The organism is Vibrio aquimaris (assembly GCF_009363415.1).
Lineage (GTDB): Bacteria > Pseudomonadota > Gammaproteobacteria > Enterobacterales > Vibrionaceae > Vibrio > Vibrio aquimaris.
Map to the genome: position 1 here is coordinate 764,470 of NZ_CP045351.1, position 16,258 is coordinate 780,727.

Annotated in this window: 13 protein-coding genes and 1 pseudogene; 6 read left to right on the forward strand and 8 right to left on the reverse strand. The window is 43.5% G+C overall.

Translation table 11 applies throughout. The features are described 5' to 3' along the window. Positions 1-4 precede the first annotated feature (4 nt). Positions 5-1,192 (reverse strand): glycine betaine/L-proline ABC transporter ATP-binding protein ProV, encoded by a 1,188-nt coding sequence (gene proV / locus FIV01_RS17795; RefSeq protein WP_152432314.1) that lies wholly within the window; start codon positions 1,190-1,192, stop codon positions 5-7. A 556-nt stretch (positions 1,193-1,748) separates the two neighbouring features. Here proV and FIV01_RS20795 point away from each other — a divergent pair. Further along, the gene (locus FIV01_RS20795) at positions 1,749-1,871 is read left to right on the forward strand and encodes a LysR family transcriptional regulator (RefSeq protein WP_246210472.1); all 123 of its coding nucleotides are present in this window, start codon (positions 1,749-1,751) and stop codon (positions 1,869-1,871) included. 125 nt (positions 1,872-1,996) lie between these two features. Further along, positions 1,997-2,341, forward strand: coding sequence for a substrate-binding domain-containing protein (locus FIV01_RS20800; protein ID WP_246210474.1), 345 nt, complete (start codon positions 1,997-1,999; stop codon positions 2,339-2,341). Here FIV01_RS20800 and FIV01_RS17805 read toward each other — a convergent pair. Continuing rightward, positions 2,331-2,513 (reverse strand): annotated as a pseudogene (locus FIV01_RS17805) (VOC family protein); the annotation flags it as partial. The gene FIV01_RS20800 and the pseudogene FIV01_RS17805 overlap by 11 nt on opposite strands. A 108-nt stretch (positions 2,514-2,621) precedes the next feature. Beyond that, complete coding sequence (locus FIV01_RS17810; RefSeq protein WP_152432315.1) at positions 2,622-3,509, reverse strand: LysR family transcriptional regulator; 888 nt, start codon at positions 3,507-3,509, stop codon at positions 2,622-2,624. 15 nt (positions 3,510-3,524) lie between these two features. Between FIV01_RS17810 and bla the strand changes: the two genes are divergently transcribed. Together bla and FIV01_RS17820 are read left to right on the forward strand one after the other, a co-directional pair. Further along, on the forward strand, positions 3,525-4,541 hold the full coding sequence (gene bla / locus FIV01_RS17815; protein WP_343040071.1) for a class A beta-lactamase: 1,017 nt from the start codon (positions 3,525-3,527) through the stop codon (positions 4,539-4,541). Positions 4,542-4,576: 35 nt separating this feature from the next. Further along, on the forward strand, positions 4,577-5,419 hold the full coding sequence (locus FIV01_RS17820) for an MBL fold metallo-hydrolase (RefSeq protein WP_152432316.1): 843 nt from the start codon (positions 4,577-4,579) through the stop codon (positions 5,417-5,419). 76 nt (positions 5,420-5,495) lie between these two features. Here FIV01_RS17820 and putP read toward each other — a convergent pair whose 3' ends face one another. The 4 genes from putP to FIV01_RS17840 form a co-directional block, all read right to left on the reverse strand. After that, the gene (putP, locus tag FIV01_RS17825) at positions 5,496-6,983 is read right to left on the reverse strand and encodes a sodium/proline symporter PutP (RefSeq protein ID WP_152432317.1); all 1,488 of its coding nucleotides are present in this window, start codon (positions 6,981-6,983) and stop codon (positions 5,496-5,498) included. A 75-nt stretch (positions 6,984-7,058) separates the two neighbouring features. Then, a complete protein-coding gene (locus FIV01_RS17830; RefSeq protein ID WP_152432318.1) occupies positions 7,059-7,757 on the reverse strand; it encodes a 1-pyrroline-5-carboxylate dehydrogenase in 699 nt (232 codons plus the stop codon). A 22-nt stretch (positions 7,758-7,779) separates the two neighbouring features. After that, positions 7,780-10,899, reverse strand: coding sequence for a bifunctional proline dehydrogenase/L-glutamate gamma-semialdehyde dehydrogenase PutA (putA, locus tag FIV01_RS17835; protein ID WP_152432319.1), 3,120 nt, complete (start codon positions 10,897-10,899; stop codon positions 7,780-7,782). 187 nt (positions 10,900-11,086) lie between these two features. Beyond that, on the reverse strand, positions 11,087-11,902 hold the full coding sequence (locus FIV01_RS17840; RefSeq protein ID WP_152432320.1) for an AraC family transcriptional regulator: 816 nt from the start codon (positions 11,900-11,902) through the stop codon (positions 11,087-11,089). A 429-nt stretch (positions 11,903-12,331) separates the two neighbouring features. On the opposite strand from FIV01_RS17840, the gene FIV01_RS17845 reads away from it, so the two are divergent. Next, positions 12,332-13,441 carry a PEGA domain-containing protein gene (locus tag FIV01_RS17845; protein ID WP_152432321.1) on the forward strand — a complete coding sequence of 370 codons (1,110 nt, stop codon included), beginning with the start codon at positions 12,332-12,334 and terminating at the stop codon, positions 13,439-13,441. 147 nt (positions 13,442-13,588) lie between these two features. Then, on the forward strand, positions 13,589-15,418 hold the full coding sequence (locus tag FIV01_RS17850) for an SUMF1/EgtB/PvdO family nonheme iron enzyme (protein ID WP_152432322.1): 1,830 nt from the start codon (positions 13,589-13,591) through the stop codon (positions 15,416-15,418). Positions 15,419-15,477: 59 nt separating this feature from the next. On the opposite strand, the gene pdxH is transcribed toward FIV01_RS17850, so the two are convergent. After that, positions 15,478-16,113, reverse strand: coding sequence for a pyridoxamine 5'-phosphate oxidase (pdxH, locus tag FIV01_RS17855; protein WP_152432323.1), 636 nt, complete (start codon positions 16,111-16,113; stop codon positions 15,478-15,480). Positions 16,114-16,258 lie beyond the last annotated feature (145 nt).

Here is a 16,258-nt window from a genome sequence, read left to right on the forward strand (position 1 = left end):
AGTTCTACTCCTTGTCTAATACTTGCAGTAATCGAGACTTACTAATCACACCATAGTAATTACCTCTATCGTCAACGACAGGGACTGCGTAAGGAACGCCAGCAACGGACCCCAGAATACTATTTATGGGTTGTTCTGGTTTAAGGGTAACTGAATCATCAAGTTCGGCACTCACCAGAGAGCGATTTTCTTTGTTTGCCAATTGGAGTGAATCTAATGAAACAATACCAGAATAGTGATTTCCCTTATCAACAATAATCCCAAACTCCCTGTCACTATCAACGAGTAATTGCAACGCTGAAGCTGGACCATCATGTTCTGATTTTTTGAACACCGCTGCAGGTGCTTTTTTAGCAATATCTCTGGCGGTTAGCGCAGACGCTAAGTTAACACCTCTAAAAAACGCGGCTACATAATCATTCGCGGGTTTTTGCAGAATTTCATCCGGTGTTCCGACTTGAACAACCCCTCCATCCTGCATAATGGCGATACGATCGCCAATACGCATCGCTTCATCAAGGTCATGAGAAATGAAGACGACTGTACGTTTATCATCATTTTGCAGACGTATCAGCTCATCTTGCATTTCAGATCTTATTAATGGATCAAGGGCAGAAAAGGCTTCATCCATCAGCAGAATATCCGGATCACAGGCTAATGCACGGGCTAATCCCACACGCTGTTTCATACCTCCGGACAATTCATCAGGAAATGACTCACAATAGGCTTCCAAGCCAACCCTTTCTAATGCCTCGAACGCGAGTTTCTTTCTAGCATCAAGTCCAACACCAGCAAGCTCTAAACCAAATGCCGCGTTTTCAAGGGTCGTCATATGAGGCATAAGCGCAAAGCTTTGAAAAACCATGGAGATATTTTTCCGGCGTACGGCTCTGAGCGCTTGTTCAGAAATATGTGAAATGTCATCACCTTTGAAATACACACTTCCTTTCGTCGGCTCAATCAGGCGGTTTAGTAAACGAACCAAGGTAGACTTGCCAGAGCCCGAAAGCCCCATAATTACAAAGATCTCACCTTGATTAATTGACAGAGATACGTCATTTACTCCAATCGTGAGCCCCGTCCTTTCAAAGACTTGCTCCTTATCTAAACCGTCATTCAGCATGGTAAATGCGCGTTCAGTATTATCTCCAAATACTTTGTAGAGTCCCTTAACTTCCAGTATGGGAGTCATATGATTTATCCTTTGCTAGGTGCACAAGCGCACAAACACTTTGTACTCTAAACAAATAAATACGTATTTTCAAATCTCAAGTAGTTATAATCGTTAATTGGAAAATCAGGCCATCATGTTTACATTCCGTAAAAACAAAAATCATGAGAACACAAAGCATTGAATTAAAAGATAAAAATATACATATAGATTATAATTACACATATAGATTATTGACATATCCAACATAGCATATCTAGAAATGGCTAGATATGCGTCTGCAATGATATATCTATTTAGATTAACCATTTATACGCTAAACATTAGATGTCAAACTTTATTTCAATATTGTGACAAAGAAGAAAATGATATTTAGGTCTCAATATAAGAAAATTTTCAGTGAAACCTGTAATATTGCATGATTTTTCAATAAAACAACGCGGAAGTTTTATTTAGAGTACAAACTAAGAAGTGTTTTGGCTTTGGGTTTGACATTTTGCTCTTATGAGATACAGATTTACCTGTATAATGAGAACTTATCAAAATCGAATTTGTTGATAATTTTTGGTTTCTATCTATGCTTAATCCCGTTTGGCTAAACACCTTTAAAACCCTAGTTAAAGTAGGGCATTTTACCAGAACGGCTGAAACGCTTCATATGACTCAGCCCGGTGTCACTCAGCATATATCAACAAGCTAGAAAATGTCTGCGGATATCCGCTAATAAAGCGCTTTAATAAGCAGTTTGAGATAACCCTACACGGGCAAAAAGTTTACCACTAAGCACTTGATTACTTTGCCAATGAAGCGAAACTTTTACAAAATTTGGGTCAAGATGAGGCTTTTAAAGGACGGTGCAGTCTAGGTTGCTCAGGCACATTAGCTTGGCTGCTCTATTCTCCTTTACTGGACTTGCAAGCGAGCTATCCGGGTTTATCTATTGAACTAGAAGCCACGCCAAACGAGCGCATTTTTGAGCAAGTAAAGCAAGGCACTATCGACATTGGCTTAGTGACAAAAAAGCCTGAACCTAAGTATTTCTCTAGCCAAAAGATCGGCGAAGCGCATCTCGCTTTAGTCGTGCCCACATGTCCAAAGATAGATTCATCGTTAAACTCTCTGCTCAAGGATTTAGGTGTTATTCGACACCCTGATCTCGCGCATTATTAAAGCCTGCAAACCCTTCACCAAACACAGCGATGCACATACGCCCGATAGCAGACTCTCGCTCTTCGATAACTTTGGTGTTGTTCATCACAACTCGAAGACCCATCGCCTGAGTATAAAACCCCACCGCTTTCGTCATATCGCCAACCATAATACCAAGGTGATTCATTTTCATAACAAGCTCCTAATCGCTCATAAAGTGAATATTTTGTTTCAGTAGGAGCAGTATAAGAACCTGCCATGATAATTTAAAATTATCAATTTTAATTATGTTGATAATTTTTTATTTAAAATCCTGCGACTCGATCTGCACTTCAAGCCAAGATTTAAACATCAGCTGAGAGTATGTTTCTGGTTTAGAGTCTAAACGGGTGAGCCAATACCCTCCCTTGTGAAGAAAGACATCAAATGGCTGCATGATTTTCTTCTCTTTTAGTTTGCTTGCAAACATCAAAGGAGAAGCCAACGCAACACCAAAACCTTGCGCCGCGGCGTCCACCATAAGGGCGGTAGAATCAAAGGTAATACTATTGGAATAATGAACCTTAGCCTTTACGCCAGCCTTAACTAGCCATTGATCCCATTCTTGAATATCGTAAGATCTAAGCAAGGTATACTTTAGAATATCTTGAGGATTTCTCAGCTGACTAGCAATGGATGGATGACACAAAACGGTAAAGGGAGTATCAAATAAAAGCTTGGCGACACTGCCATGCCAATGGCCTCGGCCAAATCGTACGATGTAGTCCAAACCTTCAGAAAACGCATCTGCAACATTGTTATTGGTTGAAATCCTTAACTCAATTTCAGGGTGCTGGCAATAGAAGCTATCAAGCTTTGGCAGTAACCAATGAAGAGCAAAGGTTCCTACAACCCCCAAATTTAGCGGCTCACGACTGACGCCAAGGCATAGGTTTTCTAGGCTAACCGTAAGCTCTGAAAATACTTTCTCCACCACGGGAAAAAGTCGCAGGCCCTCGACTGTGAGAGCTATTCCCCTTGGCATTCGATTGAACAGCGTGGTTCCCAACCGACTCTCCAGCCCTTTAACTTGCTGACTCACCGCCGTTTGTGTCACACACAACTCATCGGCTGCTCTGGTAAAGCTTTGATGCTTGGCCGATACGTAAAAGGCGCGTAACGAGTTTAGCGGTAGCTGACTCAAGTTCATAACGGTCTTAAGGTAATGGAAAGGCCAAAGATTCTAACGGGTTTAGCTTTGTCAGCTCAAGGGCAAACTCCAATTTTAGGCCAAGAATTTCTTGGGTCTAAGCTCAGAATTGGTGTGTTGTCGCTCTCGAGTAACAAGCTTAGTATTCTTCCTTCCTATTACAGTGAAAAGACAATAATGAAAAAACATATTCTATGCTCCTTACTAGCCCTAGTATCAGTCCATGCAGTATCAGCCAGTCTTGAACAATCGCTCTCGAAAATAGAGCAAGAGATCAAAGGGCAAGTCGGTGTTGCCGTCATCGACACTCAATCGCATAACCAATGGAGCTATAACGGAAACCAAAGATTTCCTATGATGAGTTCGTTTAAAACATTAGCTTGTGCAAAGTTGCTCTATGATGTGGAGCAGAAAAAGCTCACACTCAGCCAAAAGATTGATGTGCCAGAGTCTGGATTAGTCAACTGGAATCCGATTACCGAAAACTTTGTTGGTAGTAAAATGTCTTTGCAAAGCGTTTGCGCCGCTACCATGTTGATGAGTGATAACTACGCCGCTAACCTAGCCCTTCAGCAAATTGGTGGGCCGAGTGGCTTAACGGCGTTTTTAAGGGAGATTGGCGATCAAAAAACGCGTTTGGATCGCTATGAACCAGAGTTAAATTACGTTGAAAAAGGAGCAGAAAATGATACCACCACTCCTATCGCCATCACTCAAACCATCAAACGATTACTGACAGGTGATGTCCTTAGCACTGGTAGTAAAACACAATTACAGTTTTGGATGACTAATAATATGATCTCTGACTCACTGGCACGCTCTGTATTACCTCAAGGGTGGTTAATAGCGGACAGATCAGGTGGCGGGGTTAAGGGTTCAAGAGCTCTTACCGCGATGGTATGGAAGTCAGACCGAAAGCCGTTGTTTATCGGAATTTTTATTGCTAACTCGTCGCTCTCCACCTTGCCAGAAATTAATCAAGTTGTCGCAGATATTAGTCAGCTTATTTTTGCGCAATATGGTATTGAATAGACTCACTTAACCAGGAATAAGATTTAAGGCTGGCCATGAAACCCACCGCACTTCTATTACTATTTTTATCGTTGAATGCATTTTCTAGCGAGCAACCAGAAACCATTCCGGAAAAAACAGACCAGAACGGATATGTTGAGCCCTTTAAAATGTTTGACGATTTATACTACGTGGGTGATAAGTGGGTTTCATCTTATCTTATCCCTACTTCCGAGGGGCTTGTTCTGATTGATACGCTTGACAGTCCTTATGGGCGCTGGATCCCAAACAATATAGAGACGCTAGGCTTCAATCCCAAACATCTTCGCTACATCATAATTACTCATGGTCATTCAGATCATGTCGGCGGCGCCGAATATATCCAAAGACATTTTGATACACAGGTTGTTATGTCGAGCATTGATTTTCGCTTAGCTAAATTCACCGCCAAAAACTCCAGAGGAGACAATCGCTTCCTAGCACCGAAAGTAACTACATTTGCCAATGATGGCGACACCTTAGTCGTTGGTAATAAACAATTTAGATTCTATTCAACGCCCGGACACACTAGAGGTGCTTTATCGATTGAATTTAACGTTACTCATCAAGGTGAGACTCATAAGGCATTTATTGTTGGCGGTAATGGGACCAATTTCACCGGATTGGAACTGGCGCAGCAGTATGTGGATAGTGTGAAAAGGATTCGATCTTTATCTAAAACCGAACCTCAAGTGGAAGTTAACCTCGCCAGTCACCCGCATTTGGCACAGATTTTTGAGCGCCACGCTAAAGAATCACGGCAAAGTAATCCCTTTGTCGAGCCACAAGGCTTCCAAGCCTTTTTGGATGTATTAGAAGAACGTGGAAGCAAAAAACTAGCCCAAGAGCAAACCCACTAATGAATATGGAGCGAGGATGCTCATACCGGTAGCCAGATAGAAAAAAGCCCCGAAGTTTCGGGGCTTATATAGTTAATTAGTCCAACTCAACCAGTTGTTGCTTGAACTTCTCATGCTGAGCTTTCACTGATTCTTCTGGCTCTGCCGTCATTAAGCTGACCACAACAATGGCAATCGTTGATAAGATGATCCCAGGAACAATCTCGTAAACATCAAACCAACCGCCTGATAGTTGTTTCCACACTACAATAGTCACGCCGCCGATAACGATACCAGCCAGTGCACCATTGCGGTTCATGCGCGGCCAGTAAAGGCTAAGAATAAGCGCAGGACCAAAAGCAGCACCAAAACCAGCCCAAGCATAAGATACTAAACCTAGTACTGAGCTGTCTGGCGTTAGAGCTAAAATAAGAGCAACAATTGAGATTGCTACCACTGCAATACGGCCTACCATCACAATCTCTTCTGAACTTGCATCTTTCTTAATCAATTGCTTATAGAAGTCCTCTGCTAATGCTGAAGAAGACACCAATAATTGCGAATCGGCTGTACTCATGATTGCTGCAAGTATTGCCGCTAACAGCACACCAGCAACGACAGGATGGAAGATGGAGTTAACCAACAACATGAAGATTTTCTCTCCATCATCTATCGATACCCCAGAATTAGTCACATAGATAAGACCAACTAGACCGACTAACATAGCACCAACCATAGAAAGCGCTGTCCACACAACCGCAATGCGACGTGCTGTCGTTAGATCCTTATTACTGCGCGCGGCTTTAAAACGAGCAAGAATGTGCGGCTGGCCAAAGTAGCCTAAGCCCCATGCAACCAAAGAGATGATCGCAATAGCAGATAGTGGCTCGCCTTTAGTATCATTCCACAGCGTAAGCAGCTCAGGGTTGATATTCGACAAATCGCTATTTAGCTGACCAAGACCACCTTCCATCGCCGCAATAGGCACAATCAACAGTGCCGCAGACATCAGAAGACCTTGGACTAAGTCAGTCCAAGATACCGCTAAAAATCCACCGAACAGTGTATATGACACAACACATACAGTACCAATAATAACGGCGGTGCTATAGTTCAACCCAAATACGGTTTCAAACAGTTTTCCTCCAGCCACTAAGCCTGAGCTGGTGTAGAAAAGAAAGAATAGCAAGATAAAGAATGCAGAGATAACTTGGATAAGTTTAGATGTATCGTTAAAACGACGAGAAAGGAATTCTGGCAAGGTTAAAGCATCTGTCGTGATGCTGTAAGTACGCAGTCTTTTAGCACTGATAAGCCAGTTTAGCCAAGTACCCGCAAGCAGACCACCAGCAAGCCATAATGCTTCAATACCAGCGGCATACGCGTAACCTGGTAGACCGAGCAAAAGCCAACCACTCATATCCGATGCACCCGCAGAAAGTGCAGCAGGCCAAGGCCCAAGAGAGCGACCGCCTAAAAAGTAATCCGTTGAGTTTTTCGTTCGTAGGTATGCAATGACGCCTATTGCCATCATCAAAATTAGATACGCAATAAACGTGGTCGTAATAGCAAAGCTATTTTCCATGTGTTTGTCCTCATAAAAAAATCGCCTTCCATGAACGCCCTCACGCACACTGAGTGAGGGCTCTCGGAGAAAGGGTTAGTGGGTTTCGCTCCCAAGTTCCAACAAGGTTGCGTTGCCACCCACAGCAGTTATATTTATTGTTCTCGTACGCTCTGTGATAAAGCGCAGCGATAAATGTGGATCGTGAGCGACTGGAATCAACTCAACATCCGTTTCTGAAACTAGGCCTACAATAGCACCTGTGCGTTTCGCTAATTGGCGGTTGATATTTCGCTCAACCTCTTGATTGCCTATATACCCAACGCTTCTCACATCAGATTCAAGTAACTGATGGTAAGCGTCAAGAGAGGCGAATTGTAATAGATTTATTGGTAAAGACGCACTTTTTGCTGTCGTTTCTAGGGCTTTGATCAAATCAATATCATCACTGCACACAATAACACTATTACCAGCAAGAAGCGCACAAGTAAGTTGAGCGATCGCTGCCTGCTGCGCTGATTGAGATACGTGATCCTGAATGATCAGAGCAACACCTCGGCCAGCGGTATACAACTCATTCGTCTCACCCGTTGGACCAGGCATTTCATGGGTTTTGGACAACAGCTGCGCTGAATGTTGGTAATGGTAGTCAATAACGGCAGCCAAAGCAGGCTCAACACCCTGCAATGCTTGCTTAAACCCAAGTACATACTCACTTCTTATCTCAAAGCTGGTGAGATTCCAATTTTCCCATGCTGCATAAGCATCGGAAAAACGAGTAACTTGATGAACCATAATTTTTCTCCTTGCTTACCGATTAAGAAAATGATGTCTGAGTGAATCGGAATAAATAGTGTGGCCCTCCGGCTTTAGGACCTGTACCTGACAGACCTTGCCCACCAAATGGTTGAACGCCAACGACAGCACCAACCTGATCACGGTTGATGTAACAGTTCCCCACTCGAGCATGCTTTTCAATCCAGCGATACGTGGTCTCATTACGGCTGTGAATTCCCATAGTGAGGCCAAAGCCAGTGCCATTAATTCGCTCAACCACTTGGTGTAGTTGACTCGCTTTAAAACGGACAATATGCAAAATTGGTCCGAACTGCTCTTCATCGAGACAAGCAATATCATCAATTTCAAACGCGCAAGGTGCAACGAAATCGCCGTGTTGATGTAATTCATTAAGCTCCAGTCCAGCGACTTTTTGCTGAGTCGCCGTCATACGCTCGATGTGCTTGAGCAGTTTATTCTTGGCGTTAGCATCAATCACAGGTCCAACATCGGTTGAATGCTCGAAAGGCAAGCCTACTTTTAACTCTTGCATCGCACCTTGAATCAATGAAATGATTCTGTCTGCAATGTCTTCCTGAACATACAACACCCTAAGTGCACTACAACGCTGCCCAGCAGAAGCAAACGCTGAACGAATCACATCCCGCACCACTTGCTCAGGAAGCGCTGTACTGTCAACGATCATGGCGTTCTGGCCACCTGTTTCAGCAATAAATGGCACTGGCGCAGTATCACGCTGTGCAAGTGTGCGGTTGATACGCTGGGCCGTTAAGGTTGAACCTGTAAAGGCAACACCAGCAATCGCAAGGTGAGAAGTCAATGCTGCCCCAATATCAGCTCCGCGCCCCGGTAACAGCTGAATAGTGCCGTTAGGGAAGCCTGCTTCAATCATAAGTTCGACAGCGCGAGCTGCAATCAAGCTGGTTTGCTCAGCAGGTTTTGCTACTACCGTATTACCTGCAACCAGTGCTGCTGTAATTTGACCCAAGAATATCGCTAGCGGGAAATTCCAAGGACTAATACACACAAAGACACCGCGTCCGTCACGCACGGCTTTCCGCGTCTTAGCATCAAAGCCTTGAATCTCAACTTGGCCCAAGTTATCTATTTGTTTGGCGTAGTAACGACAGAAATCAACCGCTTCACGCACTTCATCAATACTGTCATGTATTGTTTTACCAGCTTCTTGATGACACAAAGCAACCAACTCAGCAAGGTGCGTTTCAAGCAAATCTGCTAACTTTTCTAACGCTTGCGCTCTTTGAGCTGGCGCAGTTGCTTGCCAATCGTTAAAGGCCGATTGTGCGCTTTCAATTGCTGCGGAAACATGATCAAGGGTTGAGAAAGCCACCTGACCAACTTCTATGCGCCTGTCATAAGGTGCTGTCACTTTCTCAACAGTAACATCATCCTTGATCATGCTTTCAGTGAATGCGTGACCGTTAATTATCGGCCCGGCTAACCATTGTTTGTCTAGAAAGCTCTCTACTTGCTGTTCAAACGGCTTGGCCTCGGAGTCAATATCAATATTTACACCGTAAGAGTTTGAACGCTCTGAGAATATCTTCGGCGGCAATGGAATATTGGTATTATTCAGTGTCTCAAATGCCTCCAGCATATCGACCGGATGCTGAGTAAGAGTTTCAACTGGACAACGCGCATCTACTAAACGATGGACAAACGAGCTGTTTGCCCCATTCTCAAGCAGACGACGAACCAAATATGGCAATAAATCCTTATGGCTGCCAACAGGTGCGTATATGCGCACTGGCTGTTGGTGTGTTTCCATAACATGGTGATAAAGAGAATCACCCATCCCATGCAAACGCTGGAACTCATAGTTTTTATGCTCTGCCATCACTGCGATAGAAGTAACCGTTTGAGCGTTATGGCTGGCAAACTGCGGGAAGATATTGCCTCGTACATTGTCAGACAATAAGAAACGAGCACAAGCTAAATAGGCAACGTCTGTGGCTTCTTTTCGTGTGTAGACTGGGTAGTTATCATAACCCGCCTGTTGCGACCATTTGATCTCACTATCCCAATACGCTCCCTTAACAAGACGCAGTGGAATAAGATCGCCCTGCTCTCGAGCTAAACCGTTGATCCAGACCAATACTGGAAGAGCACGTTTAGAATAGGCTTGAATCACAAGGCCAAATTTACCCCAGCCTTTCACAACATCACTTCGATACACTTTTTCGAACAGCTTTAGCGATAGTTCCAAGCGATCCGCTTCTTCAGCATCAATCGTGATGGCCACATCCAATTCAACAGCCTTACGCAGCAATTGCATGAGTGTATCGGCAAGTTCAGTCAGCACTCGCTCTTCATTGGCCACTTCATAGCGGGGATGCAAAGCAGACAGTTTAATCGAAACAGACGGAGCTGGGCTTGTCTCTATACCGTATCTATCACGACCTACCGCTTCAATTGCCATCAAGTAATCATTAAAATATTTATCCGCATCCGCTGTGGTCAGTGCGGCTTCACCTAACATGTCATAAGAGTAGGTAAACCCTTTATCACGCATGCTACGGCCATTCTTTTGCGCTTCAGCGATAGAGCGACCAAGAACAAACTGATGCCCCATCACCTTCATCGCTTGGTGCATGGCTTTACGAATAACAGGCTCAGACATTTTATTAACAAGACGATTCACCGCCGACACTGGGCTGCGCGCTTCAGATTCAGACAAACCAACAACTTTGCCTGTCAACATAAGGCCCCATGTCGACGCATTGACAAAAACCGAATCTGAACTTTTTAAATGGGACTTCCAGTCTGCGACACTGAGTTTGTCACGGATCAAGGCATCCGCTGTCGCTGCATCAGGAATGCGCATCAAAGCTTCGGCAAGACACATAAGTAATATGCCTTCTTGGGTATCCAAACTGTATTCCAGCAGTAAAGCATCGATCATTTGAATCGATTTTTTATCTGCACGGATAGCTTCAATGAGCTCTGTCGTTTTGGTCGACATCTGCGCTTTTTCGTCCGCTGTCGGAGTCGCGAGCGGCAACAGTTGTTCAAGCCATTGGGATTCGTCCACCATGTAAAGTGGCGAGATCAGCGACCAAAGTTTATTTAGCGGCTGCTCAACAAACTCGGCATTCAACACATCAGTTGCAGTAAACATGCGTTTTCCTCAATCTCAAGCCTGATAAATTCATCAGAGTTATTACAATGGTTTGCAGTGTATTTTGAGCGGGAGAGGATTACTTGTCAAAAACTCCGAGTTTTTTGCTGAAAACTCCGCCTATTAACAAAACGAAAACACAATCACATCTAAATAGACAAAATAATATACGTCTGCTGTTGCTTATTTAACTAAATTGTTTCTTGTATTGGGATGGCGATACGCCTTGCAAACGAAAAAAGGTATGGCTAAATGTGCTTTGATTAGAAAAACCTGTTAAGTCGGCCACCTGACCTAAGGTCAAGTTGCCTCTTTTGATCAAAGACTTTGCCATGTCAACTCGTTTACCTAATACGTACTGATGAGGTGTTATTCCAATTTGCGCCTTGAACAAACTATGAAACTGACTCTCCCCTAAAAAAACACTACCTGCTAGCTGAGCGACTGAGATTTTCTGGCTTAAGTGTTGTTCGATGTAACGATCAATGGCGTCAAGGTCGAAACGAGATTCTTTGTAAGGTGTTGAGAATTTTGACATATGCCTTTGCAATAAGGCGATCAGAGTGTCACTACAAGCTCGGCTGAGGAGAAGGTCCTCTGGCCTTGATTGCATTTCATTCACCAACATATAGATGAGCTTTTGAATTTGGCTATCGAGCTGAAAGTAGGTTTCACCTCGATTCAGCTCATTGAGTTTTTGCAACATCAGTGGGTCTTCAGCGCTTGGAAATGGCATATTAAGCACTAAAATATCGGACTGCTCGACAACCCCACCAAAAGCATGACCTGAACCAGAGGTCACCACACAGCCTTGTCCTGGACCAACCATGTTCCCAAAGCCGCTAACCTCAAACTCAGCTTGCCCTTTTAACCCAATCACAATTTGGGTATAGCTATGATCATGGCAGTCCATGTGTGAGGGTAAGGTAACAAGCTCCGCTGGTTTGGGAGACACAGATTTATTTAGTTCGCCAACAATAGGCCGAGATTTGAAACAGCTCATGAGACAGTTTTGACCTCAGATTGCATTAGGATGGCATGTTATAACAAAACCGACTTAATTCGAAATATATCGATCCATTTTGGACCAACTACAATCAGAAAAGACTGCCGAAAAGCGATGCGTAACTAGCTTCGGAAGAATGATCAAGTGCACATAAATTACGGTTTATGTCACTTCTAGCAACTTTCTTTTTGCAGATACCCATTCTTCACTTGCATATTTCCCCAATCAACTCAAAATGATAGATAGCATCCAAGTTTTATATACGTTAAATTAGGGTAATCTGCATAAAGTCGGTTAATCTTTTTACAAGAGAAAGATGCAGGGTTGAAGTAAACTTGGAAGAGGCAGGAACACAAGGACTGTCATGAGTTTGTCTTTTTTTGGATTTTTACGTTGGTCAATAAACGTTAATTGTTGCAGGGAAATATGATAATACGTCGCATCCCAGCGCTTTTAATTGCGCTAAGCCCACTATGGGCATCAACTTCGATTTTTGCGGAAATGGTGGACTCTGCCGATCCTGTCGCAACTATCGATAGTAAATTGGAAAACAAACAAAGTGAGTTACAGGAGCTTGGTTCTGAATTCGACGCTGAATCATCACGGTTGCAAACCCTTAGGGCAGAGCTAAGTAGGTTTCAACGTGAAGAAAATGAGCTAAACGCTAAACGGAATCGCGCCAAATCAGCGCTGGACAAACAGTATAACCGCCTTTTAGATGATCCAGACGTAGACTTACTTTCTTTTCAACAAGAGTACCAAGAGGCTTGGGCTTCGGTAAAGAAGAATCAAACGCAGATACTTGAACAAGAGCAAAACATTACTGAGCAAGAGATGCGCTTGTCCCAGATCAAGCAAAAGCGTTCTAGGATTAATTCTGAATTATCTTATCTCAAAGAGCAGAAAGTTGAAGCGCGCGTCAAACGTCTTGATGCAGAGCTGCGAGAAAGTGATGTGTTGAACACCACATTCAAAACAACCTGCTCGGCTACCATGACTCTAGGTGAATGTACTAATCAAGGTAAATACCTCACTAAACAGCGTGCTGTTAATACGTTTAAGACAAAACTTCTCGACAGCTTGACCGAAGCCAATATCGCTAAACAGAACATCAAAGGCGTCCAGCTGAATGTCTTTGTTCAAGAGAGCCAAATTATCCGTTCAGGTTTTGAAGGCAGCAATAGTTATTACACTGAAATGCAAGCCCAGCTTCAGGCTCGGCCAGAAGCCTCGGCTGCCTGTAAGCTACTCAATGTATCCTCACGTTATTGTCTCAATAGTGCCAGTGTTGCCAAAAAAGAAAAAACAACCACACAGCAAAGCTGGGCAAACATTACTGTTCGCTCGGATCAGTACGAAGATCGAGTAACAATCAATGGCGTCAATTACGGTAGTACACCAATAGAAGTGGTTTTACCCAAAGGAAAACATCAGTTTACTGTCTCTAAAGATGGTTACCAGACATATAACCGTATGATTGCTATTAATGGCAATGATACTGTCTGGGTTAAGTTACGCCCAAATTCAGATATTTAACGCGCTTCTCTTTTTGAGTAGAAGGAAGCAGTACAACATTGACCAAAAACGCCATTTTGTCGTAAGTTATAAGGGAATAACTTACGAAAAAGTGGCGTTTTCGTTTAGAATAACTCCATAAGATTAAAAAGAATTGTAGAAATAATAATGCGAACTGGTTTACCAACCTTCCTTCTTGCTTTGTCACCTTACTTTGTCTCTGCTGGTATTGCAGCTGAGGAAGCGCGCGACCCTATCGTAAAAATCGATCAGAAGCTATTCGACAAACATGAAGAACTAAAATCGGCAACAGAGCGCCGTGATGACAAACAAGCGCAATTTGACAGTCAGAAACAGTCTGTCGATCAGCTGACCAAATCGGCTAAAGCTCTGGATGACAAATTTAAGCAAGCCAAAGAACAGCTTGAGGCGAATTATGCCCGCATGATTGACGACCCAACCGTGGACCTTGCGGCAAGTCAGAAAGCCTATCAGGACGCTTGGTCGGCCGTTAAACAAAATCAGCAACAGCGTTTGTTTGAAGAACAGATACTGCAAGAACTTGAACATCAACTCAGTTTAGCCAGCAATGAATTAGAGGCGATTTCCCAAGGTATTGACTCCTTGGAACAAAACAAATTGCGCGCCCGAGCTAAACGCCTGCAAAGTGAGCTGACAGAATCTCATTCTCTGTCTGTAAGTTTCACTAATCGCTGTCAGGCGAACATGACCATTGCAGAGTGTGACCGCCAAACTCGAGATCTTGCTCTACAAAAAGCAGTAAAACAGTTTCAATCTGAGCTCATCGCTAACACTAGCGAATCAAAAGAAATTGAACTCAACGCTCACAAAATCCCTTTTAATATTCACGTATTGCGCTCTAAAGCCAAAGAGTCGGGTTTTTATGATGGTATACGCTATCGAAGCCTCATGGATGTCGAAATGCAAGCTAGGCCAACACAAAGCGCCGCATGTACCCTACTTGGCATCAACAAGAAATACTGTTTCGAACCCGATAGTACTGATGACAAGGGTAGCTCTGTCACCAACCAAGAAATCGCTTGGGTGACCTTGAACGTTCGCTCAAACTTATACGATGATAAAGTCACAATCGATGGGGTTAACTATGGCAGCACTCCTGTAGAAATTATGTTGCCTGTAGGACAACACTCTATTTCAATTAGGAAAGAGGGTTACCAAGACTTCAACAAAGAATTGTCCATTAACAGAGATCACAACCTTCGCGCCGTGTTAGTTGAAACGGCAAACCCGCTGCGTGAAGGAGATAAGTTTGCCGATTCTCTTGGTTCGGGTCATCAAGGTCCAGAAGTTTCTACCATTCTGCCTGGTCAGTATATGCTTGGTGAACATGGCTCCAAGCAGTTGAAAATCAAACAACCTTTCGGTTTTGGTACCACTCCTGTCACTGTGAAGCAATTTGAAACCTTTGTTAACTCAACGAATTATCAAACCGATGCTGAGCTGAAAAATACCTGTACCGCTATCGTAAAAGGCGAAGTCACGCCTATTTCAAAAGGATATTGGCGCAACCCAGGTTTCAAACAAGCGGCTAACTCTCCAGTGGTTTGCGTAAGTAAGAACGACGCACAAGCTTACGCGCAATGGCTAAGTAGGAAAACCAATCATAGCTACAGGCTGCCAAGTGAAGATGAATGGGAAATAGCGGCTAGAGCAGGATCTGAATCCAATTATTGGTGGGGCGATCATTTTGCTCCAAGTCAGGCTAATACAGGTTGGGGAGGCACACCATGGTCAAACAAGAGTACTTCTCCAGTCATGGCTTTCAAGCCCAACAAGCTAGGTATTTACGATACCGTCGGAAACGTTTGGCAATGGACCAATGACGCTCGCGGTATCCTTAAAGGTGGGGCTTGGAACTTTTCTCCGGAAATGGCCGCTGCTCATGAGCAGCTTTCTCTATCTGACTCATCTGCGGCAAATTATGTGGGCTTTCGGGTATTACGTGAAATAAACTAACCTACAGACTTATCTAGAATTAAAAAACGCCGCATTTAGCGGCGTTTTTTAATAATATACTAAGGAGCAAGTCTATCTATCTGCCAGGCTTTTTCTTGTTTAGAGAATAAAAACCTGTCGTGAAGACGGTGATCGCCTCCTTGCCAGAATTCAATAGACTCAACCTTTACCCTAAAGCCACCCCAAAAGCTCGGCACTGGTATTTCGCCATTAGCAAACTTCTGCTTCAGCTCAAGGAACTTGCCTTCGAGTACTCCTCGGGTAGATATACGGCTGCTTTGTTTACTGGCAATAGCCGCTAGCTGACTTTCCTTCGGTCTTGAAGAAAAGTATTTTATATTGTCTTTCATACTCAGTTTCTCAGCACAGCCAGTGACATGCACTTGACGCTCTAGCGTATGCCATGGAAAATGTAAGCTTACCCTAGAATTACCTTCTATTTGCTGAGCCTTACGACTGCCTAAGTTGGTGTAAAAAACAAATCCCTCGTCATCGACATGTTTTAGTAAGACAATGCGCTGAAATGGTTGACCCTGTTCGTCAACCGTCGCTACTGTCATGGCAGTAGGGTCCGTTAAACCCGCATCAATGGCTTGCTGTAACCAAAAATTAAATTGATCGATAGGGTTTTGCTTTAAATCTTTTCTTCGCAAACCGCCCTTACTGTACTCACGACGGATATCTTCAAGTTCCATCTTATCTCCCGAAACATTTTTTGCCGATTGTGCTGTTATATATACAGAAAGACAAGGCGATAAACCACATCTTAATCACAATTTCGGCATACTGATAATATTTTAAAAATGAAGTGTTCTTGGATAATATAAACCGGCCACTTGG

Coding starts and splice junctions, on each gene's coding strand:
- proV (WP_152432314.1), bottom strand. CDS start 1,192: ATGACTCCCATACTGGAAGTTAAGGGACTCTACAAAGTATTTGGAGAT.
- FIV01_RS20795 (WP_246210472.1), top strand. CDS start 1,749: ATGCTTAATCCCGTTTGGCTAAACACCTTTAAAACCCTAGTTAAAGTA.
- FIV01_RS17810 (WP_152432315.1), bottom strand. CDS start 3,509: ATGAACTTGAGTCAGCTACCGCTAAACTCGTTACGCGCCTTTTACGTA.
- bla (WP_343040071.1), top strand. CDS start 3,525: ATGGAAAGGCCAAAGATTCTAACGGGTTTAGCTTTGTCAGCTCAAGGG.
- FIV01_RS17820 (WP_152432316.1), top strand. CDS start 4,577: ATGAAACCCACCGCACTTCTATTACTATTTTTATCGTTGAATGCATTT.
- putP (WP_152432317.1), bottom strand. CDS start 6,983: ATGGAAAATAGCTTTGCTATTACGACCACGTTTATTGCGTATCTAATT.
- FIV01_RS17830 (WP_152432318.1), bottom strand. CDS start 7,757: ATGGTTCATCAAGTTACTCGTTTTTCCGATGCTTATGCAGCATGGGAA.
- putA (WP_152432319.1), bottom strand. CDS start 10,899: ATGTTTACTGCAACTGATGTGTTGAATGCCGAGTTTGTTGAGCAGCCG.
- FIV01_RS17840 (WP_152432320.1), bottom strand. CDS start 11,902: ATGAGCTGTTTCAAATCTCGGCCTATTGTTGGCGAACTAAATAAATCT.
- FIV01_RS17845 (WP_152432321.1), top strand. CDS start 12,332: ATGATAATACGTCGCATCCCAGCGCTTTTAATTGCGCTAAGCCCACTA.
- FIV01_RS17850 (WP_152432322.1), top strand. CDS start 13,589: ATGCGAACTGGTTTACCAACCTTCCTTCTTGCTTTGTCACCTTACTTT.
- pdxH (WP_152432323.1), bottom strand. CDS start 16,113: ATGGAACTTGAAGATATCCGTCGTGAGTACAGTAAGGGCGGTTTGCGA.